The following is a 23,142-nucleotide window of genomic DNA, read 5'->3' on the forward strand; positions in this document are numbered from 1 at the left end:
GCTATCCGCTGCCGCCTCGGTAGATAGTCGGCATGGAGCCCAGGTCGGCGAAGTTGAGCTTGTTCTGGCCGTCGGTGCTAGCGACGTGGGTGACCCCGTTGATGGTCGCGACCGCGGGTGGCCACGGGCTGGTATCGGCGAATTTCCACCGCTGTGCTTGCCCCCCGTTCAGGTTGTCGATATCGAAGAGCATGTAGATATTGGTGTTCTTGCCGCGGGCGCGGCGATCGGCTGATCAGACGGCCAGAGTGTGCGTCCTGTGAACATGAGTTCCCCCAATACATTTCCGGAGTCCGAACCACTGATTCGGAACCACTGATGGGGCAGCGTAGGTGCCGCGGAATGCGAGGTCAGGATTTCGTGTCGGTCAGTGGACCGCATTCACGGAGAGAGCGGTCGACATCGACAATTCGTAACGTCGGTGCGGTCGCCGAGCAGCAGCGCCGCTGTTCGGACCATTCGGTCACGAGCGCGACCTTGCGGCGTGCAGGGTTGACCATGATCGGGTACGGCTAGTTCGCGCCGACCGAGTTCTGCGCTGACGCAGCAACATTTCAGCATCATCGGTTCACATGAGTCGTGCGCGTGTAGTCGCGTGACGAGCTGCGGCCGCTCGGAACCAGCGAGCACGACGTCACCGGCATTTCGGGTCACAGATTGGTGTCGACTGTGTACTTCTGCTGAATTGCGTACCAGCACCGCCGGATTCGGCGGCAGCAACCTCGATCCCGTGCGACGCTGTAGGCCCCCGGGGCTCGAGCCGGGGAAGTATCGCAGTGTTCGAAAGGGCAGACAATTATGACAACGACCGACGACCGGGCGCGGACCACCGATGACGCCGAGGAGGAGACGACAGCTACCGACGGCGAGGTGGCGGTGACCGAGCCAGAGACGGCCATTGCGGCCGAGGTCGGAGCGCCGGACGCAGCGGGCGAATCCGCGCTCGCTGCGGGCGAAACGGCGGCTGAGAGTGAAGCGGCGGTTGCTGAAGCTGAAGCAGCCCAGGAGATTGCGGTATCGGTGGCTGAGCACGATGTGGCGGCCGAGTGGGAGCCCGCAGCTGTGACCGAGGGCACCGAAGCGCCGCGAGCTGAATCCGCATTTGCTGAGAGTGAACTGACGGAAGGTGAGACCGTCGCCGACGCTGAGTCGGAACCCGTAGCTGAGGTACCCGACGCCAGTGAATCCTCCACCGAGAGCGATCCGGCTGCTGAGGGTGAAGCGGTCACCGAAACCGCCGCACTCGAGGATGAGGCAGCCGCCGAAGACTCGGCCACAACTGAAGATGAAGTGCCGCAACCCGACTCGACAGCCGAGGCCGAAGTTGCCGACTCGATCGAGGAAACAGCAGCGACCGCCGACGAAGACGAAGACGAAACCACCGCCGAGCCTCAACCTGACGCTGAGGCCGAAACTGCGGCGCCGGTCGCCGAAGCCGAGGGTGAGGCAGCCGCCGAAGACTCGGCCACAACTGAAGATGAAGTGCCGCAACCCGACTCGACAGCCGAGGCCGAAGTTGCCGACTCGATCGTCGAGGAAACAGCAGCGACCGCCGACGAAGACGAAGCCACCGCCGAGCCTCAACCTGACGCTGAGACCGAAACTGCGGCGCCGGTCGCCGAAGTCGATGCTGTTGCCGCCGAGACCGAAGCCGATACAGCAGACGAAAATGTAGTGCCGCAAGTCGCGGGGACAGTCGAGGCCGACGGAGTCGAGGTCGCGGATGCGGCTGAGGAAACGGCCGGCGTGGACGCCGAAGACGATGTCGCTGCCGAGAGTGAAGCTGGCGAGGCCCAACCTGACGCTGAAGGTGCGGAGTCGGTGGCGGATACCGCTACCGTGGCTGCGACTGAGGCCGAAGGTGAAGTGCCGGAAGCCGAACCGGCAGTTGAGCCCGAAGCCGAAGTCGAGACCACGGATGACGCCGACACCGGCGAAGGTGATGTCACGGCGGCCGACGAGGTGGTGGTGATGGTCAGCGCCTCCGGCGAGGTAGCTGAAGGCCGTGCGGACGTCACGACCGAAACACCGGCCGAGGTGGACGTCGCCGCAGAAGACGGCAATGCGGTAGTCGCCGAGGCTGAACCGACCGTTGCGGAGGAGGCGGGGGTCGGAGACGAGCAGATCGCTGTGGCGGAGGTGGTCGCTGAAAGCGAGGCGCCCGCACACGGCGAGGAGGCGCCCGAGGCTGAAACAGTTGTGGGCGCAGCCGACGAAGCACATGCGGCCACCGCCCCCGAGGCGGAAGCGTCCGACGTAACAGAGCTGGCGGACGAGGCAGCCGCGGCGGACTCACCCGATGCTGATGCCGCCGGGGTCTTCGAAGCGGTTGAACAGGGGCAGGTGGTAACCGAGGGTGAGCCACCAGCGGCGGCCGAAGCCGAGGCCGAATCTGGCGCAGTGGGCGTGGAAACGGACGAAGAATACGCAGCAGCGGACGATGAGCAGGCCGAAGCATCCGCCGACGTGGTCGCTGCCGAAACCGACTCACCAACCAAGGACCCAGTGGTCGAGGTCGGTGACATCGACGTAGCTGAAGAAGAGAGCACGGCCCAGCTCCCCGAAGTGGAATTCGCCGCCGAAGCACACGCGATAGCCGAGGAAGACCCCGCGGTTGCGCAGACACCAGAACCAGAAGCCGAACCCGTGGCCGAGACCACACCGGTGACCGAGGAAGAGCCTGCGGTTGCGGAGACACCGGAGCCGGAGGCTGAACCGGTGGCCGAGGCTGAACCCGAGGCAGAGGTCGCGGTTGCGGAGGCAGAGGCGGAGGCAGCAGAGCCGGAGGCCGAACCAGCGGCTGAGGCTGAACCCGTGACCGAGGCCGAGCCCGAAGCGGAATCTGCCGCAGTGGGCGTGGAAACAGACGAAGAATACGCAGCAGCAGCAGACGATGAGGAGACCGAAGCATCCCCCGACGTGGTCGCTGCCGAAACCGACGCACCAACCAAGGACCCAGTGGCCGAGGTCGGTGACATCGACGTAGCTGAAGAAGAGAGCACGGCCCAGCTCCCGGAAGTGGAATTCGCCGGCGAAGCACACGCGATAGCCGAGGAAGAGCCTGCGGGTGCGCAGACACCAGAGCCGGAGGCCGAGGCTGAACCCGTGGCCGAGACCGAACCCGAGGCACAGGTCGCGGTTGCGGAGGCAGCAGAGCTGGAGGCCGAACCGGCAGCCGAGACTGAACCCGTGACCGAGGAAGACCCCGCGGTTGCGCAGACAACAGAACCAGAAGCCGAACCGGCAGCCGAGACTGAACCCGTCACCAAGGAAGAGCCCGCGGTTGCGCAGACAACAGAACCAGAAGCCGAACCCGTGGCAGAGACCGAACCCGAGGCAGAGGTCGGGGTTGCGGAACGCGAAGAAGTAGCCGAGGGCAACACCGCTGGTGCGGTCGAGCAAGAAGCTGAGGACGCAGGCAGCCCCATCGAGAGTGACGTACCCGAAGATGCGATAGCGACCGACGACGAGACAGGCGTCGAGTCCGAAGAGAAAGTGGGATTGGTGGCGGTCGGAGCAGAGGACCTGGTGACGTATTCGAGTTCAGTCGTCCTGGCTACCGAGAAACCGGCATCCGCCGGCGAGGGTGCAGCCGCGAGAATCAGTGATCATGCAGCGATCATCAGCGATCAGGCGAGGATCATCGCGAAACTTCGGCGAAGGGTAACGGTTCTCGAAACCATGATCAAAGCGCAGGAGGCCCAAGCCCACTCACTGGTCGGACTCGCGACAACCTACAAGAACGAATTGTCCAGTCTCGCAGCCGATCTCATGGATCTCTGACCTGCCACCACGAAAACACCGGGAAGCGCCTGCACGCGGTAAAGCCCACGGCGCTTCTCGGCCGATTCGCCGAGGCAAAACACGATCTCCGTGCACACCACGATCAGGTGCACGGCCGCCACCCGAGTGACATCGGCGGTGCCGATGAACACGGGATCGTGGGCACGGGTCCACGCCCGGCGGCGTCAGGACGTGCGGCGAACCCTTCCGAACGCAGGTGGACACGAAAGCCGTTGCACAGCAACGGCTTTCGCTCGCTTTCCGGCTCAGATCCGGCCTGGTTGAGCCGGTCACCGAATCGGACCCGCCAGTGCGATCATCTGCCCCTGGCCACCCGAACCGGCGTCCCGCATACGGATCGGCAGCCGCCTTGATTCCACCCTTGCGCGCGGATCAGCCGAGTTCGGACCACCGACTTCCCATATTCGTACGCATGTGCTTACTATATGCACATGCGTACTATTGAAATCCCCGAAAAGCCGTTCGCGGACGGCATCGTGCTCATGCCGTGGAAACCCGGTCCGCGCCAGGACATTTCCGGGCGTGTGTTCATCAGCGTGACCGACTTCCTGGCCCGGTCCGAGGAGGAAGTCCGCAGCATCTACGAGATCGGGCTCGAGCTGGGAAACACCTGGCCGGTCATGCAGGGCGCGGTGGGCCTGTGGCTGTGGGGCAGGCCCACCGCGTGGCGCGGCGGGTCCATCACGGTGTGGGAATCGGAAGATGACATGCGCCGATTCGTGCGATGGCCGGTGCACGCCAAGATCGTGCGGGCCTGGCGCGGGAAGGTGGGCATTGGCACCGACTCGTGGCAGGCTGACCACTTCGAGCCACGACAGGTACTGGAACGCGCGCGGAACACACTCGAACATCCGCATCGCGAGGCCGCATAACCCCGATCGAAACAACCGCCCTACCGCAGGCCGGCCGCACCTGTCAGCCACGTTCGTGGTGAACCGGGCGGTGGTCGGTTCACCCTCCAGACACGACCAGGAGCGGTCGTGGGTCCATGTCCGAGTGATTCGTTTCCAGCCCGATCCCGCGGTTGGATCGGGAACTCGCGGATCTCGCTTCCCAGCACAACCTGGGTAACGGGCGGATGGAATGGAAGTACCTCTTGGCCACCGCACGCCGATCGGCTGACCTGGTCATATGGCGTTGGCCGGACAGCCGGCAAAGACACGGTGGCCCATGCGAGAGTCGTTGCACGGCGGCTAACTATCAGCAGGCGTCAACGGGCGCGATGAAAGAAGCCGAGCCGACTTGACGTTCGCAGCTGCGCAAGTCGCTGCCATTCCACGAATCCCGCAAGCAGCTCGCATCCGCTACCAGCACAGAAGATGGCGGCCGCGAAGGCCACTGCCTATCGGTGCGACTTCGCGGTTCACCGTTCCGGAACGAACTCAGCGCGCAAAGGACACTTCGGGAGTACGAGCGATGAGAAGGCGCCGGACCTTGCCGTCCGCATCGAGCTGTGCGGTGGCGTTGAAGGAAGCCTCGAACGCGCCGCCCCGGGTTGTCCGACCGAGTACCAACTCGTAATCATCCACCACCGCGCCGGTGTCGATGTGATGGACCAGCGTGCTCTTCTCGCGCTGTGCCAAGTAGCCGACCAACCCCTCGCGGTCCCCCACGAACTCGGCGGACAGCCCGGCACCTTTGGAGAACTGCACCGACATCGCGAAGTCGCCCGAGATCATGCCCAGCACGCGGTCAGGTTCGTCCGAATCCATGTATTCGAACCACCGGGCCAACACCGGTGGCGCTGCAATCGTCATCCGACAACTCCATCGACATCTGTTGGTATCAGCGCGAATTCGGCGCTGAATGACACCTGGTAGCGATCGATCAGCCCGTCGGCATCGATATGCATCGCGCCGACGAAGTAACCGGTCGTCGTCACGTCGTTCTCGGTGACGGCGCCGTGCGCGAACTCCACATCGGTGTCGGCGGCCACCCGCAACAGCCGGTGCTTGCGGTTCACCTTCGGCCGGCCCTGCAGATAATCGAGCATGGCCGCACGGCCATGGCCGAGGTTCACTCCGGTGGGCAACAGCATCGCGAACTCGACGTCTTCAGCGAGTAACGCCACCGCGTCGTCCAATCGCCCGCTGTCCAAGGTTGCGTAGTAACCCTCGATGGCCAAACTCATGAAATGAACTTAGTTCAGTAACTCCCTTCTTGTCCAGCGTTCGGCGCGATACTCTCGAACCATCAAACTGAACTCAATTTAGGTAGGTTGGATGCCCTCACTCGCCATAGAAATGCCCTGGCCCCGCACGGACCCACCTGCATTGACACCCGGACCGGAGCAGTCGGACCTGCGCGCGGCCATCCGCGGCTTACTCGCCGAACACAGCGGTATCGAGCGGGTACGAACGGTCACTTCCGCCGGCCCGGGCTATTCGCCACAGCTGTGGAAAACGCTCGTCGATGACATGTCGGTGACCACATTGACGGTGCCCGAAGACCGTGGCGGCCTCGGCTACGGCATGGTCGAGCTGGGGATCATGCTCGAGGAATGCGGTCGCGCGCTGGCATGCGAGCCGGTGTACACCTCGGCAGTCCTCGGTGTCCACGCACTGCTGTCGGCGGATCCCAGCCAGGACGGGGACGTACTCGCCGGAGTTCTGGACGGAAGCCTGATTGCGACGGTCAGCGCCTTGAATACCGACACCGACCACGTGCGTGCGGAGCCGACGCGGGCCGGGTGGCTATTGCACGGTACGGCGACCCACCTGGTAGTCGGCGGTAACGCCGACGTGGCCGTCGTTTCGGCGCAATGCCCGCACGGCCGCCGCCTATTCGCCACTCTACCGGGCGCACCGCTTGCCAGGACCGAGCGTCGAGTACTCGACCCCACGCGCCGTCGAGCCGATCTCTCCTTCGATCGGAGTCCGGCGATCGCCCTCACCGACGTCGATGTCACCGAGGCGACCGCCGCGCGGCTGGGCGAGCTGGCAACGCTGGCGCTGGCGTGCGAGAACACCGGCATTGTCGACCGCGTGCTCGAGATGACCGTGGAGTACGCGCGGACGCGGCACCAGTTCGGTCGCCCCATCGGCTCGTTCCAGGCCGTCAAACATCGGCTGGCCGATCTGCTGGTCACTCTCGAACGTGCCCGATCGGCCTCCCGTTACGCGGCGGCGATTTATGCACAGGACCCAGCATCGGCCGCGTTGGCCGTCGCGGTCGCCGGCGCCGTATGCACCGACGCGGCAGTGCACGCGGCGGCAGAAGCGATCCAACTGCACGGCGGCGTCGGTTTCACCTGGGAACACCCCGCCCACTCCTACTTCCGCAGGGCAATGGGAAACGAAGCGCTACAGGGTGATTCACGTGCGCACCGAGCGCGAATCGCCACCCTCATCGGTATCTGACCCCGCCTACGGCACTACCGCTCCTGTTGACGCGAAGCGGTGTCCCAGGTAAAACTGAATTGAATCCAGTTCAAGTTAGCGAAAGAGGTTCGAGATGGTGGACACCGACCACATCGTGTTGGAGAAGGACGGTGACGTCGCACGCGTGTGGCTCAACCGCCCGCACAAGAAGAACGCCGTCACCGTCGAACTTCTGCACCGACTCGACGAAATCATCGTCGAGGTCGATAACGACCCGGAGCTCAAGATCCTCGTGCTCCGCGGCCGCGGCAATACGTTCTGCTCGGGCTTCGACCTGGACGAACTGCTCGCCAACTACGTCGGCAGCACCAACGCGATGGATGTCGCGGTGCTCTCGGCCAAGGTGTGCGACCGCCTGTACTCGATGAACACACCGTCCCTGGCGGTGCTCGAGGGGCATGTGACGGCCGGCGGATTCGAGCTGATGATCTCCTGCGACTTCGCGGTCGCATCCGAGGACGCGCTGATCGGTGACTTCCACATTCGCCGTGCGCTTTTCGGTGGCGCGGGTCCGATCTACCGGTTGCCCCGCATGATCGGTATCCGCAAGACCAAGGAACTCATGCTGACCGGAAAGCTGCTGTCCGGCAAGCAAGCCGTGGACTTCGATCTGATCAACGCCGCCGCGCCCGCCGACGAGCTCGACGACCTGGTCGCCGAGTTCATCGCACCGATCGTCGACAAGAGCCCGTTCACCATGAAGCTCACGAAGATGACCATCGACCGCGGTCTGGATGCGGACATCCAATCGCTCATGGTGATGGAGCATCTCGCGGTGGGCAATGCCCTGCAGTCCGAGGACGCACGCGAGGGCGTGAACGCATTCCTCGAGAAGCGCGAACCGAAGTGGGTCGGTCGCTGACCAACGCCGCCGGCGTACGACTCGAAGAGGAGATCGACATGGGCGAGCACGCGACGTCGGTGCTAGCAGGTAGCCGGTGCACGGTCTGCGATACGGTCGCATATCCGGCAACCACCATGTGCGCACGATGCGTCCAGCCGACAGCCGTCGCAATGGAGTTGAGCACGCGGGGAGTGGTGTGGGCCTATACCGTGCAACGGTTCCCGCCGAAGTCGCCACCGTATATTCCGCCCGCCGAAGGCTTTTCCCCATTCGCGGTGGGCTATGTCGAACTTCCGGAAGGTATTCGCATTCAAGCAATCCTGGAATGCGAGGACTTCACCGAGTTGGAACGGGCACCGGTGCACCTCGTCGGCACCGCACCGGTGCCCCGGTTCGCGGTCGATCCACAGCAAAGAGAAGCGCAGTGACACAAACAGTTTCGATCATCGGAGCCGGGCTGTCGAAGTTCGGCAGGCAGCCTGGAATCACCGGCCGTCAGATGGCAGTCAGCGCTATCGCCGCCGCGCTCGACGATGCCGGCGTGACCTGGCCCGATATCGAGGTCGCCTACGGCGGTAGCGACGGTTCGGGGCTCGCCGATACCCTCGTCGCCGAACTCGGTTTCACCGGAATACCTTTCAGCAATGTGCGGAATGGCTGCGCCACCGGTGGCAGTGCATTGTTCTCGGCGGTCAACGCGGTCCGTTCCGGGACCGCCGAAATCGCGCTGGCGGTCGGATTCGATAAGCACCCGCGCGGAGCCTTCGATCCGACACCCGCCGAATGGGGACTGTCCGACGGGTACGGCACTGCTGGGCTCATGGTCACCACGCAATTCTTCGGCGCCAAAATCGGACGATACATGCGCGAATACGGGATATCCGGCACGACCTTGGCGAAGGTTGCCGAAAAGGCGTACCGAAACGGCAGCCTGAACCCGAATGCCTGGCGACGTCAAGCGATTTCGGCTGACGAGATCGCCGCCGCCGATATGGTGAACGACCCGTTGACGCGATACATGTTCTGCTCTCCGGGCGAGGGCGGAGCCGCAGTCATCGTCGCCACCGAGGCCACGGTCCGGCGACTCGGTGGTCGCCCGGTCCGGTTGCGTGCGATCAGCCACCACACCCGCCGATTCGGCTCTTTCGAAGTATTCAGTCCGGCCGTCCAAGGCGGGGGTGAACCGACCAGCGTGAGCGCAGACGCGGCCGCAGCCGCCTTCGAACAGGCGGGCATCTCCCCCGCCGATGTCGATGTCGCGCAATTACAGGACACCGAGAGCGGTGCCGAGATCATGCATATGGCCGAATGCGGCTTCTGCGAGCACGGCGAACAGGAGTCGATGATCGCGGCAGGCGACACCGAGATCGGCGGGCGACTGCCGGTCAATACCGACGGTGGCTGCATCGCCAATGGCGAACCCATCGGCGCGTCCGGTCTCCGCCAGGTGCACGAGATCGTCACACAGTTACGCGGCGAAGCCGGGGATCGACAGGTACCCGGGACGCCGAGGGTCGGCTTCACGCACGTGTACGGGGCGCCCGGAATCAGCGCCTGCACCGTGCTTTCGGTGTGACATGACAACACTTTTCGAGGTGAACAAGTGACCACACAGACGCATCCCGACCTCGTCCGCTTCACCAATGAGGCCCTCGCCTGGTTGAGCAGTGTGGCAGCCCCCCGAGCGGAATCGGTCTGGGGTTCGGGTTCGGACTCGGTAGCCGTTTTCGAGAGTTGGAACGCCGAGGAGGAACGCGCGCATACCGACCGGATCCGCGAGTACGAGCGCGCCAAATTCGACGCGGGCTGGGGCGCACTGAACTGGCCCGAAACCTACGGGGGCCGCGGTCTGCCGCTGTCGTACGTCCTTGCCTTCCGGCGCGCCGAAGCGGATTTCGATGTGCCACGGCGCACCGAAATGTTCTCGGTGACACAACAACTGGTCGCTCCCACCATCGAGCAATGGGGCACCGACGAGCAGCGATCACGCTACGTCCGGGCCATGCTGCGCACGGATATCATTGCCTGCCAATTGTTCTCGGAGACCGAGGCCGGTTCCGACCTGGCAGCGGTGCGGACCCGCGCCACCCGATCCGCCGATGGCACGTGGACGCTCGACGGCCACAAGGTGTGGACCTCGGGCGCGCGAGTGTCCGATATCGGCATCGCCGTATGCCGAACCGATAGCTCGGCAGCGAAACACGCCGGGCTCACCGTCTTCCTGGTGCCGATGACCACACCCGGGGTGACCGTTCGCCCGATCCGGCAGATGACCGGTGGCAGCTCGTTCAACGAGGTCTTCCTCGACGATGTCCGACTCGACGACAGCTACCGGCTCGGACCGGTGGGGCAGGGATGGCCGGTAGCTCTCACCGTATTGGCCGCCGAACGCCTCGACGGCGGCAACCTCGGTCTGGCCAACGCGGATCAGGCGGTAGCGCTGGCACAACATCTCGGACGGGAGCTGACCGAGATCGAACGAGACAAGGTCGCAGACCTCGTAATACGCAGCTATCTACAGCGAATCGGCAATATGCGGGTGGCGGGTGCCGTCGTCGCGGGCAAAGACCCGGGACCGGAGGCCTCGATCGGAAAACTCCTGGCGACCGACACGATGGCTCGCACCTCCGAAGTAGTGCGCCTGCTACTCGGGCGCGACCTCACCGTGGACTCCGGTCGCTGGGGAACCTTCGCGTGGGCCGAGCACATTCTCGGCGCACCCGGCTACCGGATCGCCGGGGGAACCGACGAGATTCAGCACAACATCATCGCCGAGCGAGTTCTCGGACTACCGAGGGAGCCACGCCCATGAGTTCAGGTAGCGATTCCGCAGGGGGTCGGGCGACGGATGGACACGACAACCTCGAACGACGCGTCCGTACCCGGTTGCAGTCGGACCTCGACGTCCTGGTGACCGCATTCGAACCGCTGCTCGGCGGACATTCCGGCTTGACGTACCGCGTGCGAACGACCGGCGGTGACTTCGTGGTCAAGGCCGTACCCGAGGGTCAGCAGGCCATCGGCCGACACGACATGCTGCGCCAGGCCCGGATCATGCAGGCATTGGCGCGCACACCTGTTCCTATACCGGGCATCGTCGCGGTCGACGACAACGAACCCGCCTGGTTCGCCATGGAATTCGTGGCCGGGGCGGCGTTGGAACCGGTGCTGGACGATCCGGCCGTCGAAACCGGTTCGGCCGCGGCCCGGATGCGGCGTGCCGTGGAAACTCTGCCGCGCCTGCACGCGATAGATCCGAATGCCGCGCCCGGCGTACAGGCACCGCTCACGCCGGACGCCGAACTCGCACGCTGGGCACGCACCCTCGGTGCGGTCCCACCCGACCTCGTCGCCGGTGGCGACCGGCTGCTCGAGCTACTCGGCCGGACCACACCCGAACCGATTACACCGACACTGGTGCACGGTGATTACCGCCTCGGAAACATCATCTGCGACGGCGTCGAACCGGTCGCGTTGATCGATTGGGAGATCTGGAGCGCGGGCGACCCTCGGGTCGAATTGGGCTGGTTCCTCGTTTTCGCCGACGGCAGCAACTTTCCAGGTGTCGGCCGGGAGGTACCCGGACTGCCTTCGGCGCTAGAGCTGGTCGACCTGTACGTCGGCGACGGACCGATGCTCACCGATATGACGTGGTTCGACGCGCTGGGCCGCCTCAAGATGGCCGCGATCATGGGCCACAACCTGCGCCGCCACCGCGAAGGTCGGCATTACGACCCCGACCAGGAAAAGCTGCCCGCCACCATCAACCGACTGATCGAGACCGGGACCGCGCTACTCGCCGGTTGATGTCGACCGCACCAGTTCAGGAGCCGCACCGTGGATTTCTCCTATTCGCCCCGCACGCAGGATCTGCTCGGCAAACTCGAATCCTTCATGGACGAGTACGTCTATCCCGCGGAGCAGGTGTTCGACGCTCAGATCGCGGCGAACGACAATGCCCATGAGCAGCCGCAAGTCATGCGAGATATGCAGGTCAAGGCCCGCGAATTGGGTCTGTGGAACCTGTTCATGACCCACGACGGCCTCGGCGCCGGACTCACCAATCTGGAGTACGCGCCACTGGCCGAGGTCGTCGGTCGATCCATCATCGGCAACGAAGCCATCAACTGCTCGGCTCCCGACACCGGCAATATGGAGATCCTGGCCATGTACGGGACCGAGAAACAGCGACACCAATGGCTGAAACCATTGTTGGACTGCACTATTCGCTCCGCATTCGCGATGACCGAACCCGCAGTGGCCAGCTCCGACGCCACCAACATCACCTCCACCATCGTTCGCGACGGCGACGAGTACGTCCTCAACGGCCGTAAGTGGTATACCTCAGGCATTCTCGACCCCGACTGCAAGCTCATCATCTTCATGGGCAAATCGGATCCGCAGGCACCGACATATCGCCAGCAGAGCATGATTCTGGTCCCGCGGGAAACCCCGGGAATCGAAGTGCTGCGCGATCTTCCGATGTTCGGCTTCCGTGACCGTCTCGGCCACGGCGAAGTCCAGTTCACCGATGTCCGCGTTCCGGCCGAGAACATGCTAGGCGCCGAAGGTGACGGTTTCGCCATCGCCCAGGGCCGATTGGGTCCGGGCCGGATGCACTACGCGATGCGCGCCATCGGCATGGCCGAGCGTGCGCTCGACATGATGTGCCAACGCTCCCTGGAGCGCATCGCATTCGGCGGTCCACTGGCCGATCGCGGCGTCGTCCGCGAGTGGATTGCCCGCAGCCGCATCGAGATCGACCAGATTCGCCTGCTCGTCCTGAAGTCGGCCTGGCTCATCGACAACTATGGCAACGCGGCTGCTCGATCGGAAGTCGCCGCGATCAAGGTTGCGGCGATGGAAGTGGCACACACCGTCGTGGACCGCGCGGTGCAGACCTACGGTGCCGCCGGTGTCAGCGACGACACCGTCCTGGCCCGCCTGCATGCCATCACCCGGGCGCTGCAGATCGCCGACGGTCCCAACGAAGTACACCTGCGAACCATCGCCCGCCTCGAATTGAAGAAGCACAAATGAGCACAACGGAATTGACCGGAAAGGTCGCCTTGGTTACTGGTGCCAGCCGCGGCCTCGGACTGGCCATCGCGCGCGCACTGCGGGACGCGGGCTGCACGGTGATCGTGTCCAGCCGCAAACGTGACGCGTGCGAGCAGGCCGTTGCCGTACTCGGCGACAGCGAAGGGCCGGGCAGCGCGCACCCGTTCGAATTGCATGTCGGCAAGTGGGATTCGATCGAACCGGCCGTGGATCGGATCATCGCCGATTTCGGCAGTCTCGATATCGTCGTGAACAATGCGGGTATCGCACCGCTGGCCGACAATCTGGTGTCGGTCTCGGAAGCATTGTGGGACAAGACCATCGAGGTCAACCTGAAGGGCCCATTTCGCCTGATGGCGGTTGCCGGTGCCCGGATGGCCGCCGCCGGGGGCGGGTCGATCATCAATATCTCCAGTATCGGGGCCGTCCGGCCGAGTCCGCCCGAGGCGATGTACGCCGCGGCCAAGAACGGACTCAACGCTTTGACCATGGCATTCGCACAGGAATACGCACCAACTGTGCGCGTCAATTGCGTGATGCCCGGCGGATTCGCGACGGATATGGCCGAGAACTGGGACGCCGAGTTCGTCGGGAAGATCATCGATCGCCTGCCCGCGGGTCGGCTGGGGCGGCCGGCGGAAATCGCCGGTCTGGTAACCCATTTGGCGAGCGCCGCCGCCGGTTACACCACCGGTGCGATCATCCCGGTCGACGGCGGCCGGACCGCGGTGTACTGACATGCGAAACGATATGAGTGCCACCAGAACGACGCTGGACGAACTGTTCGGGTTGTCCGGCCGAGTCGCCGTCGTCACCGGCGCGTCGTCCGGTCTCGGGATGGGCCTCGCGAACGCTCTCGCCAGTGCCGGGGCCACCGTGTACGCGGCGGCCCGCAGGCTCGACCGGTTGGCGGCGCTGGCCGCGGATAACCCCCGGCTCGTTCCGGTTCGTTGTGACGTGACATCCGACGAGGACCGCCGAATGCTGGTCGACCGCTGCTATGAGCAGTCCGGACGGCTCGATGTGCTGGTCAACAACGCGGGCAAACCCGGTCCCCCGCATGCCGAAGAAGAAACGGTAGCCGGGTTCGCCTCGATCCTCGAGGTCAACCTGGTGGCCGGATTCCACCTCGCCACGTATGCCGCGACACGACTGCCCGAGGGTGCGCGTGCGTCGTATATCAATATTTCGTCGGTAACCGGGCTGGTCTCGACCGCACCGATCGGCGGCGCGAGCTACGCCGCATCCAAGGCCGGGGTCCTCGGATTGACCAGGGAACTCGCCGGGCAGTGGGGGCGTAAAGGAATCCGGGTGAATGCCGTTGTGCCGGGCTGGTTCGACACCGAAATGACCGATGGTCTGTTCGACAACGAGAAGTCGGCGGGGTGGGTGCGCCGCAACACCATGCTCGGCCGTGGCGGCAATGCCGGTGAAATCGACGGCGCGGTCTTGTTTCTCGCCTCCGACGCGTCGTCCTATATGACCGGGCAGACGCTCATTGTCGACGGTGGCTGGACGGCGCGCTGATGCTGGCCGTCCAATTGACCGAGTGGGGTACCGAACCACGATTGCGTGAAGTTGCCGTTCCAGAGCCGCGTGGGGAAGAGCTCTTGCTACAGGTCACCGCGGCGGGGCTGTGCCGCTCCGATCTGCACGTCATGGATGCCGCCGAATCGAGTTTCGACTATCCGCTGCCACTCACTCTCGGCCATGAAGTCGCTGGCACGGTGATCGATGCCGGTGCCGGTGCGGATCAGTCCTGGCTCGGCGAAGCCGTTGTGGTCCATGGCATCTGGGGATGTGGCCGCTGCCGCAATTGTGCGCGTGGGCGGGAGAACTACTGTTTGACGCTGCGACCGCGGGCCGACGGCAGACTGGCTCCGATCGGCAATGGCCTCGGCTATCACGGTGGTCTGGCACAGGCCATGGTTGTTCCCTCGGCCCGATTCCTTGTTCGCACCGGCGATCTGGAACCCGCCATCGCCGCGCCTCTCGCGGATGCTGGGACGACCGCCTACCACGCCGTGCACCAGCACGCCGATGTCATCGACGAATCCACGATCTGTGTCGTGATCGGTGTCGGCGGGCTCGGTCACCTGGCGATTCAGATCCTTCGCCACTTCGGTGCCGGACGTGTCCTCGCCATCGACAACCGGCCGGAAACACTCCCCGTCGCATTGCGACTCGGCAGCGATGTGGCGGTTGCCGATCTCGCCTCGGCGCTTCCGGCACTCGACGGCGGCGCCGACCTGATCCTCGATTTCGTCGGCGCCTCCGACACGATGGAGTCGGCCGCGCGAGCACTCGCGCCAGGAGGCCGACTCGCGGTCGTCGGCAGTTCGGGCGGCGAGCTGGCCGTGGGCAAACGCATCGGCCTCGCCGCCGGGTGGCAGGTGGACGCACCGTTTTGGGGTGCGCGATCGGATCTGGAGGCCGTGGTCGATATGGCTATCGGCGGGACACTCCACGTCGAGTCAACGACGTATCCGCTCACCGATGCGGTCGACATCTACCAGCGCCTTCGAGCCGGGACCGTCACCGGACGCGCGGTACTCGTGCCGCCTTTGTTGACGAGCCGAGCACCGAAGCAAGTCGAAGCGAGTAGACAGATATCGAGCGTCGCGAGAGAAGTGGGGCGATGAAGACACTTGCGCAGGAAATGATCGTGCGCGCACAGCGCGCACCGGAGCAGATCGCGGTCGTGGACGAATCCGGTCGCCACAGCCTCGGAAAGATCGTCGCAGCGGCCCGAGCGCTGGCCGAGCGGATCGAGTCGATCGATCCGGCCCCGCCCACTGCCCTCATCCAGGCCGATAACACCTGGCACACCGTGGCGGCGGCCGTGGCAATCGGTCTACGTGGTGGTGTCGTCGCGGTATTCGGCGCGCATGCCACCGAATCCGAGTTCACTCTGGCTGTCGAGGATATTGCCCCGGATCTGGTGGTCGCGGCACCGGACTCGCTGCAACGCTGGGGTGTGCGCGACGATCGCTTCCCGATTCGGGAGACCGCCTTCGACGCGCGCGAGTTGCACTCGCGAACGGGCCCGTTCGATTCGGTGGACAGATGGCACGGCGGCACTGCCATTGCGATGACCTCCGGCTCGACCGGGCGTCCCAAATGTGTTGTGCAATCCGAAGAAGCCATCCGCTATGCCTGCCAGTGCACCATCGACACCGTTCGACTGGAGCCGAACGAGGCAGTCGGAGCGTTTGTGCCACTGTCTTCGGTAGCCGCCTTCTGTTTCGGCATGTACCTACCTGCCTATCTCGGCGGCACGATGGTGTCGATCGGCAAATGGGAACCCGCCGCCGCCCTGGCGGCCATGGCGGAGCACCGCGTCGCCTGGACGATGCTGGTTCCGACCATGGCCTTGCAGTTGTCGGTGACCGACGGCTCCGAAGGCACGTTGTCCGCCCTGCGGGCGATGACCGTCGGCGGTGGTCCGATGAACGAACGCGCACTGCATGCGGCCGAGGAAAAGCTCGGCACCACGTTCCTGCGAGTTTTCGGTATGTCCGAATGTCTCGGACACACCACGCCACAACTCGACGACCCGCCCGCCATCAGGCTCGGCCGGGACGGACGACCGTTCCGCGGCACCGTCGTACGGGCGGTCGACAACACTGGGAACGCCGTGGCCGCCGGTGCGATCGGCGATGCACAGGTACAGGGCCCGTCCCTATTCGTCGGTTATGCCCGAGGCGGCGTCGCCATTCCCCCGAAACTCACCGCGGACGGTTTCCTCCCGACCGGCGATCTGGTCGAGGTCGCAATCGATGGCTCCATCCGAGTGACCGGGCGCCAGAAGCAGATCATTATCCGAGGCGGCCGCAATATCGATATCAACGAACTCGAATCCGCGATCGCGAACGTGCCGGGCATCGTGCAGGTGTGCGTGGTCCCGGTACCCGATGCCATGCTCGGCGAACGAGCGGCAGCGCTGGTTGTCACCGACGGCGAATCGCTGACATTGGCCACTGTCACCGATCAGCTCGCGGCGGCGGACTTTCCCAAGTCGAAGTGGCCCGAGTACCTGTTCACGGTGCAAGACCTGCCGCAGAACACCGTCGGCAAGTTGTCCCGGACCGACGCGGTGCGGCTGGCGACACAGCTGGCCACCGGAGTTGACCCGAGTTCACCTCAGTTCCGGTAGAGTCATGTCGAATCCACACCATCGAATGCGGGGGTATAAGACCTGATGACCGTCGACTCGGAGGTCCGCCGGGAAAGCGCGCGCTCGAAGCGAAGCGGAATCCTCACCGCCGCGATCAAGCAATTCGGGAAAGTAGGTTACGAGCACACCAAATGGGCCTCGATCGCCGACGAGGTCGGCATCGGCCAGACCGCGCTGTACCACTATTTCGAGTCGAAGGCCCACTGCCTGCTGACGATCATGCGACTCGAACTGGCCGACTCGGCCGAAAGGTTCAACGCCGCGGTCGCCGATCAGGCCGACCCGGAGCAAGCGTTGCGCGCCGCCATCGCCGCGGCGCTGACCGCCTCGCCGACCGATGCCTTGCAGCGCCGCATCCTGCAGAACCATATGGATTTGCTCGCCGCCCCGCGTCAGTCGGCCAAGGAGGAGGCCGAACGCCTGCGGTCGCGCGAGCTCGTGCGGCAGATCGAGCAGAACTGGACCGGGCTGATTTCGGAGGGAATCGAGGCCGGTGTCTTCACCCCGGGCGATCCACGCATGCTCGGCCGAATGGTCCTGGGCCTGGTGATCAGCGTTTGGCGCTGGTACCGGCCGAAGGGCAGCGTCACCCTCGCCCAGATCACCGAGTCGGTCACCGAAGCAGCAGTACGGATCGTGCGTAGCTGAGAAACCACATCCCACATCGTGGGATCTCTACGCTCGCCGAAACTGAACAGAATTCAGTTAGGAGTCGCATGTACAACCTGATCGTCCTCGCATCGCGTCCCAATGATTGGACCCACGAGCAGTTCATCGAATGGTGGCGGGGTGAACACGCGGAGGTGACCTACCCGTTGCCCGGCCTGCTGCGCTGGCAGCACACCGAACTCCTCGAATCCTTCGACGAGAAGTCGTCCGGCTGGGACGGCCTGTCGATTCTGAGTTTCGAATCCCGCGACGCACTCGACGCCGCATTGGCGAGCCCGGAATGGAAGGCCGCCGTCGAGCACGTGGGCACCATGCGGGGACGTCGCATGATCTGGTACGGCGAGGAGCAGACGATGGTGCCACCCGCCCCGGCGGTCGAATGAGCGCCGAATGGGCCGAACCCGGGTGTTATCCGATAGCCGAAGGGATTCACCGTATCCCGCTGCAGATGCCGCAGGACGGCCTGCGCGCGGTCAACGTGTACGTCCTGGAAACCGACGACGGCCTGGTACTCATCGACGGCGGATGGCATCGGCCCGACACCTACCGGGAGCTCTCCGACGCGCTGGCCCGAATGGGCCGGTCGGCGACCGAAATCCACGATGTCTTCGTCACCCATATCCACCGCGATCACTACACTTTCGCCATCGAACTGCGTCGTCGGCACGGCTGTCGAGTTCATCTCGGTGCCGATGAAGCCGGCGGACTCAGCGCCATCCACCGGCTGAACAGCAATGTCCCCGACAGTTCGCTGCGGGAACTGCGGCGGGCCGGCGCGGACGATATCGCACAACGAGCTCATGCGGCAGGCATCGCCGAACCGTTCGAACGCGACGATTGGGAACAACCCGACCACTGGCTGCGCCCCGGCGCACTGGCCATCCCCGGGCTGGATCTGCACGCGGTAGCGACACCCGGACATACCAAGGGCCATATGATCTTTCAGGATCGTGAGAAGGGGCTCGTCTTCACCGGAGACCACGTGCTACCCACGATCACCCCATCGATCGGATTCGAATTGGGCCCGTGGGAACTGCCATTGGACAACTTCCTCCGGTCATTGATACTGCTGCGCGACGATGACGGGCAGCAGATGTTGCCCGCGCACGGCCCCACCGGAGGCAGCGTCGGGCAACGCGCTCGTGAACTTCTCGCCCATCACGACCGCCGGTTCGAGCAAATCGTCACTGTCGTCGGCGATCTTGGTCCGTGCACCGGCATGGCGGTGGCCCGAGCATTGACGTGGACGCGGCGCGACCGCGCGTTCAGCACGCTCGACGACTTCAATCAGATGGTCGCGACCTGCGAGACAATGGCGCATCTGGATGTCCTGGTCGCCCGAAACACGTTGTCCGCGAAGGATGTGGACGGCGTTATGGCCTTCCGGGTGGCCGTATGAGGCGCTGAGCGCGGACACAGCGCGCATATCGTGCCGATCCCACACAGAAAGCCCGTACCTCGGATGTGATCGAGGTGCGGGACTTTCCGCTGTGCGGGGATCGCCGCACTATCGTCGGCGACGCCAACAGCTTCGCCGGTCAGGCGCAGGTCCAGCCGCCGTCCACGTAGAGTTCGGTGCCGGTGATGAAGGTCGAATCGTCGCCTGCCAGGAACGCGACGGCGGCGGCGACCTCTTCGGCGCGGCCGAGTCGGCCCATCGGTGTGTTCGCGACCATCGCCTGGTGCCGCTCGGTGCCCTCGTACCGTTCGAGCAGCTGTGGCGTTTCGATGAATCCCGGGTGAATCGAGTTGACCCGCACTCCCCTTGTCGCCCAATGCAATGCGGCGTTCTTCGTCATGCTGCGCACGGCACCCTTCGCCGCGGCGTAGGCCACGCTGTTGCCGAGACCGCCGACAGTGCCGAGGATCGAGCAGATATTGACGATCGATCCGCCGCCGGTTTGCTCGATCAGCGCACCCGCGTGCTTCATACCCAGCCAGGTGCCGGTCTGACTCACCTCGATCACCCGGTTGTACCGATTCAGATCCTCGTCCACCACCGACGCCAGGCTGCCGATGGCACCGTTGTTGACGACGGCATCCAGACTCGGGAAACGTTCGGACACCGCGGACATCGCCTGTTGCCACTGCGACTCTCGGGTGATGTCCAATCCCAGAACCTGATGCCGCGCACCGTGTTCCAGGCCGGCGCTCAGCTTCTCGCACGCCTCGACGTCGACGTCGGTTACCACAACCGAGGCCCCCTCCTCGGCCAGGCGGCGCACGATTTCCACGCCGATCCCACCTGTCGCACCGGTCACCAACACGACCTTGCCATCGAGCCTCGAAACACCGAGAACCATTGCTGTGCAGTCCTTTCGAAGTCGGAGCTGGGCTCCGACGGTCAGAGCTTGCTGAGTACGTTGCGGCCGCCGACCAGCATGGCGAGTGCGACGCCGATCGTGGTCACCGCTGTCATGAGCAGCGCCATCGCCGCGACGAGCGGGTAGGAACCGTTCTGCCACATGTCGAACAGCAGGGTCCCCATCACCTGGGTGGTCGACGCGCGCACCAGCAGCGAGGCCGCGAATTCGTGTGTCAGCAGGATGAACATCAACGCGACCGCGCTGAGAATGGTGGGACGCATCAACGGCAGCATGATCCGCGCGTTCGTCACGAATGGTGATGCTCCGCTGGTCGCCGACGCCTCGGTGTAGGTATTGCCGAGCGACAGCATCGCGGTCATCTGCATGCGCGTCGCGAAGGGCAACATCAGAACCACGTAGACGAGGATGATCACTGTTCGCGTGCCGTACAGAATCAAGGGCGGCTCGGTGTAGGTGAGCAAGAAGCCGACGCCGAAGATCACCGCCGGGATGCCGAGCGGCAATGCCGTGATGAAATCACCGATGAGCGCCAATATTTTGTGGCGTCGGCCTCGTACCAGCAGGTTGGCCATCACGTAGCCGACGGGTACACAGATCGCCACCGCGCCGAGCGATGTCAGCACACTCGTGACCACCGATTCGACGATCGCATCGGTGGCCGCCAACTCTCGAAAATTGTCGAGCGTGAACAGGTTCCACGACAGCGAGCCCGACCAGTACCGCGTCGAGGCCACGATGATCAACCCGACCAAGGGGATGACGAGGGCGAACAACGCGTAACCGACAACCGTCACTACTGCCCAGGTAGCGCGGCCGGTGGATGGTGCGAATGCCTTGCCGCCGTGCGTGACAAAGCGAGTCTGGTTGCCGAGCAAGGCCTTCTGGAGCAACACCAGGACGAGCCCGAAGATCACCAGTGGCGAACCTGCCGCAGCTGCCGCGGCGAAGTCGGACGGTGACTCGGACACTCGCCGATACATCTCGGTGGTGAGCACCTTGACGCCACTGTTCTGACCAAGGAGCAGTGGACCGGTGAACTGGCCGAGGCCCAGCAACAACGCGATTCCGCCGCCGTAGATCAACGAGGGGCGCAGCAACGGCAGCACCACCCGAAAGAAAACGCCGAGCGTGGACGACCCGCTCACCTGTGCGGCCTCGAGATGTTCCGAGCTGACGTTCTGCATGCCCGCACTGACGAATAGGTAGACGAACGACGTGAGCCCGAAAGCGGTGAGAATGATGATCCACGGGACGGTGTAGACATCGATCGGTCCGGAATCCGATCCGCTCCACCACGGCAACTTCCTGAGCACCAGGTTCAAGTAGCCCGGCCCTGGCGACAGCAGAAAGGCCCAGCCGACGACGTTGGCAACCGCGGGCATGACGATCGGCAGGATCGGAATGATCCGCAGAAAGCCGAGGCGGTCGGGCAGTCTACTCGCCGCGAACGCCAGCACCGTGCCGAGCACCATCGCGATCCCTAGCGAGCCGAGGGCCAGTGCGATGGTCGTCCCGATCGTCTCTGCGATATCGAAGCGCCCGTATTGATTTCGATAACCCTGCGCGCCGTTTTCGAAGGCCAGCGATTGCAGCCGGATCATCGGCAATACGACCAGATAGGCGAGAATCGCCAGCAAGGCCAGATATCCGATTCTGGCCCGCCACCGCGCGGGTATGGCAATGGAGCGGCTGCCCGTGGCGGTGAGCGTGGCCATCACGACTGTCCTCCCACACCCGCGGTCGCCAGCTCCGGCACATCCGCGGCGGCACCGTCGGGATGTGCGAATACACGCAGGCTCGCCGGGGAGAAACTGACGATCATGGGATCTCCGGGACGGCTTCGGCGCAAGGTGGCGCCATGGGTGGCCGCATCGACCCGCACCGCGAGCTGTTCACCACCTGTGCGGACAGTCACGTCGAAGTGGCGGCCGCCGTATTCGTAGGTCACCAACTCGGCATGCAGTGCCACATCGCCCTGTGGCACTTCGTCGATCGACGAATGCACGACGACATCGTCGGGACGTAGCCGCGCGACCGCGGACGTACCTTCGTCGGCTCGTCCACGCACCACCGCACGCGTCAGGTCGATATCGTCGCCGGCCGAGGTCATCCAGCCACCGGGACCGCGGCGCAGTTCCAGCCGGTTGGCCATACCGATGAACGCGGCCACGTACTCCGATACCGGATGCTCGAAAACCTGCTCGGGCGCATCGTACTGTTCGATCTTGCCCGCCTTCATAATGGCGACGCGATCGCCGAGGGCGAATGCCTCGGCCTGGTCATGTGTGACGAAAACTGCCGTGAATCCGAGACTTCGATGCAGCTGATGGATTTGCGTACGCACCTGATCCCGCAATCTGGCATCCAGATTGCTCAACGGTTCATCGAAGAGCACCAGATCGGGCCGGGCCACCAGGCCACGGGCCACTGCGACGCGCTGTTGCTGTCCACCGCTGAGCTGCGCCGGGTACCGGTCGAGCAGCTGTGCGCAATCGACCATGGCAGCAGCAGTTTCGACGGCGCCGCTGGAAATCTCCTTCCGCATTTTGCGGACCCGCAGCGGATATCGAATGTTCTTGCGCACGGTCATATGTGGCCACAGCGCATACGACTGGAACACCATTCCGATATTCCGTTTGTGGACAGGCACATTCAGCTTCGCCTCGGCGTCGAAGACGCGCCGGTCCTTGAAGGTGATCGAACCATCCTGGGGCGTCTCCAATCCGGCGAGGCAGCGCAAGGTAGTTGTCTTGCCGCAGCCACTCGGGCCGAGTAGTACGAGGAGTTCGCCTTCCTCGATCGCGAGGTCGAGCCGGTCGACTACGACATTCGATCCATAGGTCTTGGTGAGACCGGAAACTGTGAACTGCGAGTTCATCT

At 64.4% G+C, this 23,142-nt stretch carries 22 protein-coding genes; 16 read left to right on the forward strand and 6 right to left on the reverse strand.

Annotation, left to right across the window (positions count from 1 at the left end; genetic code table 11):
• Window position 1: 1 nt before the first annotated feature.
• On the reverse strand, window positions 2-193 hold the full coding sequence (locus ACQPYR_RS24720; RefSeq protein WP_433621335.1) for a hypothetical protein: 192 nt from the start codon (window positions 191-193) through the stop codon (window positions 2-4).
• Window positions 194-798: 605 nt separating this feature from the next.
• Between ACQPYR_RS24720 and ACQPYR_RS24725 the strand changes: the two genes are divergently transcribed.
• Window positions 799-3,783 (forward strand): hypothetical protein, encoded by a 2,985-nt coding sequence (locus tag ACQPYR_RS24725; RefSeq protein WP_433621336.1) that lies wholly within the window; start codon window positions 799-801, stop codon window positions 3,781-3,783.
• A gap of 452 nt (window positions 3,784-4,235) precedes the next feature.
• Window positions 4,236-4,676 carry a hypothetical protein gene (locus tag ACQPYR_RS24730; RefSeq protein WP_433621337.1) on the forward strand — a complete coding sequence of 147 codons (441 nt, stop codon included), beginning with the start codon at window positions 4,236-4,238 and terminating at the stop codon, window positions 4,674-4,676.
• Between the two features lie 510 nt (window positions 4,677-5,186).
• Here ACQPYR_RS24730 and ACQPYR_RS24735 read toward each other — a convergent pair.
• Together ACQPYR_RS24735 and ACQPYR_RS24740 are read right to left on the reverse strand one after the other, a co-directional pair.
• A complete protein-coding gene (locus ACQPYR_RS24735) occupies window positions 5,187-5,561 on the reverse strand; it encodes a hypothetical protein (protein ID WP_433621338.1) in 375 nt (124 codons plus the stop codon).
• Complete coding sequence (locus ACQPYR_RS24740) at window positions 5,558-5,935, reverse strand: nuclear transport factor 2 family protein (protein WP_433621339.1); 378 nt, start codon at window positions 5,933-5,935, stop codon at window positions 5,558-5,560. Before ACQPYR_RS24740 ends, ACQPYR_RS24735 begins: the two co-directional genes overlap by 4 nt.
• Window positions 5,936-6,077: 142 nt before the next feature.
• On the opposite strand from ACQPYR_RS24740, the gene ACQPYR_RS24745 reads away from it, so the two are divergent.
• From ACQPYR_RS24745 to ACQPYR_RS24810, 14 genes are all read left to right on the forward strand, one after another.
• Entirely contained in the window at window positions 6,078-7,163 is a 1,086-nt protein-coding gene (locus tag ACQPYR_RS24745; protein ID WP_433621340.1) for an acyl-CoA dehydrogenase family protein, read from the forward strand.
• A 94-nt stretch (window positions 7,164-7,257) separates the two neighbouring features.
• Window positions 7,258-8,046 (forward strand): enoyl-CoA hydratase/isomerase family protein, encoded by a 789-nt coding sequence (locus tag ACQPYR_RS24750; protein WP_433621341.1) that lies wholly within the window; start codon window positions 7,258-7,260, stop codon window positions 8,044-8,046.
• 38 nt (window positions 8,047-8,084) lie between these two features.
• A complete protein-coding gene (locus ACQPYR_RS24755; protein WP_433621342.1) occupies window positions 8,085-8,456 on the forward strand; it encodes a Zn-ribbon domain-containing OB-fold protein in 372 nt (123 codons plus the stop codon).
• Window positions 8,453-9,604, forward strand: coding sequence for a thiolase family protein (locus ACQPYR_RS24760; RefSeq protein ID WP_433621343.1), 1,152 nt, complete (start codon window positions 8,453-8,455; stop codon window positions 9,602-9,604). The genes ACQPYR_RS24755 and ACQPYR_RS24760 overlap by 4 nt, the downstream gene beginning before the upstream one ends.
• Window positions 9,605-9,631: 27 nt before the next feature.
• Window positions 9,632-10,840, forward strand: a complete 1,209-nt coding sequence (locus ACQPYR_RS24765; protein ID WP_433621344.1) for an acyl-CoA dehydrogenase family protein — start codon at window positions 9,632-9,634, stop codon at window positions 10,838-10,840.
• Window positions 10,837-11,835 carry a phosphotransferase family protein gene (locus ACQPYR_RS24770; protein WP_433621345.1) on the forward strand — a complete coding sequence of 333 codons (999 nt, stop codon included), beginning with the start codon at window positions 10,837-10,839 and terminating at the stop codon, window positions 11,833-11,835. Before ACQPYR_RS24765 ends, ACQPYR_RS24770 begins: the two co-directional genes overlap by 4 nt.
• A 30-nt stretch (window positions 11,836-11,865) precedes the next feature.
• On the forward strand, window positions 11,866-13,068 hold the full coding sequence (locus ACQPYR_RS24775; RefSeq protein ID WP_433621346.1) for an acyl-CoA dehydrogenase family protein: 1,203 nt from the start codon (window positions 11,866-11,868) through the stop codon (window positions 13,066-13,068).
• Window positions 13,065-13,826 (forward strand): SDR family NAD(P)-dependent oxidoreductase, encoded by a 762-nt coding sequence (locus ACQPYR_RS24780; protein ID WP_433621348.1) that lies wholly within the window; start codon window positions 13,065-13,067, stop codon window positions 13,824-13,826. Before ACQPYR_RS24775 ends, ACQPYR_RS24780 begins: the two co-directional genes overlap by 4 nt.
• Window positions 13,827-13,839: 13 nt before the next feature.
• Window positions 13,840-14,616 carry an SDR family NAD(P)-dependent oxidoreductase gene (locus ACQPYR_RS24785; protein ID WP_433621349.1) on the forward strand — a complete coding sequence of 259 codons (777 nt, stop codon included), beginning with the start codon at window positions 13,840-13,842 and terminating at the stop codon, window positions 14,614-14,616.
• On the forward strand, window positions 14,616-15,731 hold the full coding sequence (locus tag ACQPYR_RS24790) for an NAD(P)-dependent alcohol dehydrogenase (RefSeq protein WP_433621350.1): 1,116 nt from the start codon (window positions 14,616-14,618) through the stop codon (window positions 15,729-15,731). Before ACQPYR_RS24785 ends, ACQPYR_RS24790 begins: the two co-directional genes overlap by 1 nt.
• Window positions 15,728-17,245 carry a class I adenylate-forming enzyme family protein gene (locus ACQPYR_RS24795; protein WP_433621351.1) on the forward strand — a complete coding sequence of 506 codons (1,518 nt, stop codon included), beginning with the start codon at window positions 15,728-15,730 and terminating at the stop codon, window positions 17,243-17,245. The genes ACQPYR_RS24790 and ACQPYR_RS24795 overlap by 4 nt, the downstream gene beginning before the upstream one ends.
• A gap of 45 nt (window positions 17,246-17,290) precedes the next feature.
• On the forward strand, window positions 17,291-17,914 hold the full coding sequence (locus ACQPYR_RS24800) for a TetR/AcrR family transcriptional regulator (RefSeq protein WP_433621352.1): 624 nt from the start codon (window positions 17,291-17,293) through the stop codon (window positions 17,912-17,914).
• Window positions 17,915-17,982: 68 nt separating this feature from the next.
• On the forward strand, window positions 17,983-18,318 hold the full coding sequence (locus tag ACQPYR_RS24805; RefSeq protein WP_433621353.1) for an EthD domain-containing protein: 336 nt from the start codon (window positions 17,983-17,985) through the stop codon (window positions 18,316-18,318).
• The gene (locus ACQPYR_RS24810) at window positions 18,315-19,334 is read left to right on the forward strand and encodes an MBL fold metallo-hydrolase (protein WP_433621354.1); all 1,020 of its coding nucleotides are present in this window, start codon (window positions 18,315-18,317) and stop codon (window positions 19,332-19,334) included. Before ACQPYR_RS24805 ends, ACQPYR_RS24810 begins: the two co-directional genes overlap by 4 nt.
• A gap of 139 nt (window positions 19,335-19,473) precedes the next feature.
• Here the strand turns inward: ACQPYR_RS24810 and ACQPYR_RS24815 are convergent, their stop codons facing one another.
• From ACQPYR_RS24815 to ACQPYR_RS24825, 3 genes are read right to left on the reverse strand one after another with little or no spacing between them, the layout of a single operon-like run.
• Window positions 19,474-20,238 carry an SDR family NAD(P)-dependent oxidoreductase gene (locus tag ACQPYR_RS24815; protein ID WP_433621355.1) on the reverse strand — a complete coding sequence of 255 codons (765 nt, stop codon included), beginning with the start codon at window positions 20,236-20,238 and terminating at the stop codon, window positions 19,474-19,476.
• A gap of 41 nt (window positions 20,239-20,279) precedes the next feature.
• On the reverse strand, window positions 20,280-21,977 hold the full coding sequence (locus ACQPYR_RS24820; RefSeq protein WP_433621356.1) for an ABC transporter permease: 1,698 nt from the start codon (window positions 21,975-21,977) through the stop codon (window positions 20,280-20,282).
• Entirely contained in the window at window positions 21,977-23,140 is a 1,164-nt protein-coding gene (locus ACQPYR_RS24825) for an ABC transporter ATP-binding protein (RefSeq protein ID WP_433621357.1), read from the reverse strand. Before ACQPYR_RS24825 ends, ACQPYR_RS24820 begins: the two co-directional genes overlap by 1 nt.
• Window positions 23,141-23,142: the final 2 nt, after the last annotated feature.

It is taken from the genome of Nocardia sp. CA-120079, assembly GCF_050955745.1.
Classification (GTDB): domain Bacteria; phylum Actinomycetota; class Actinomycetes; order Mycobacteriales; family Mycobacteriaceae; genus Nocardia.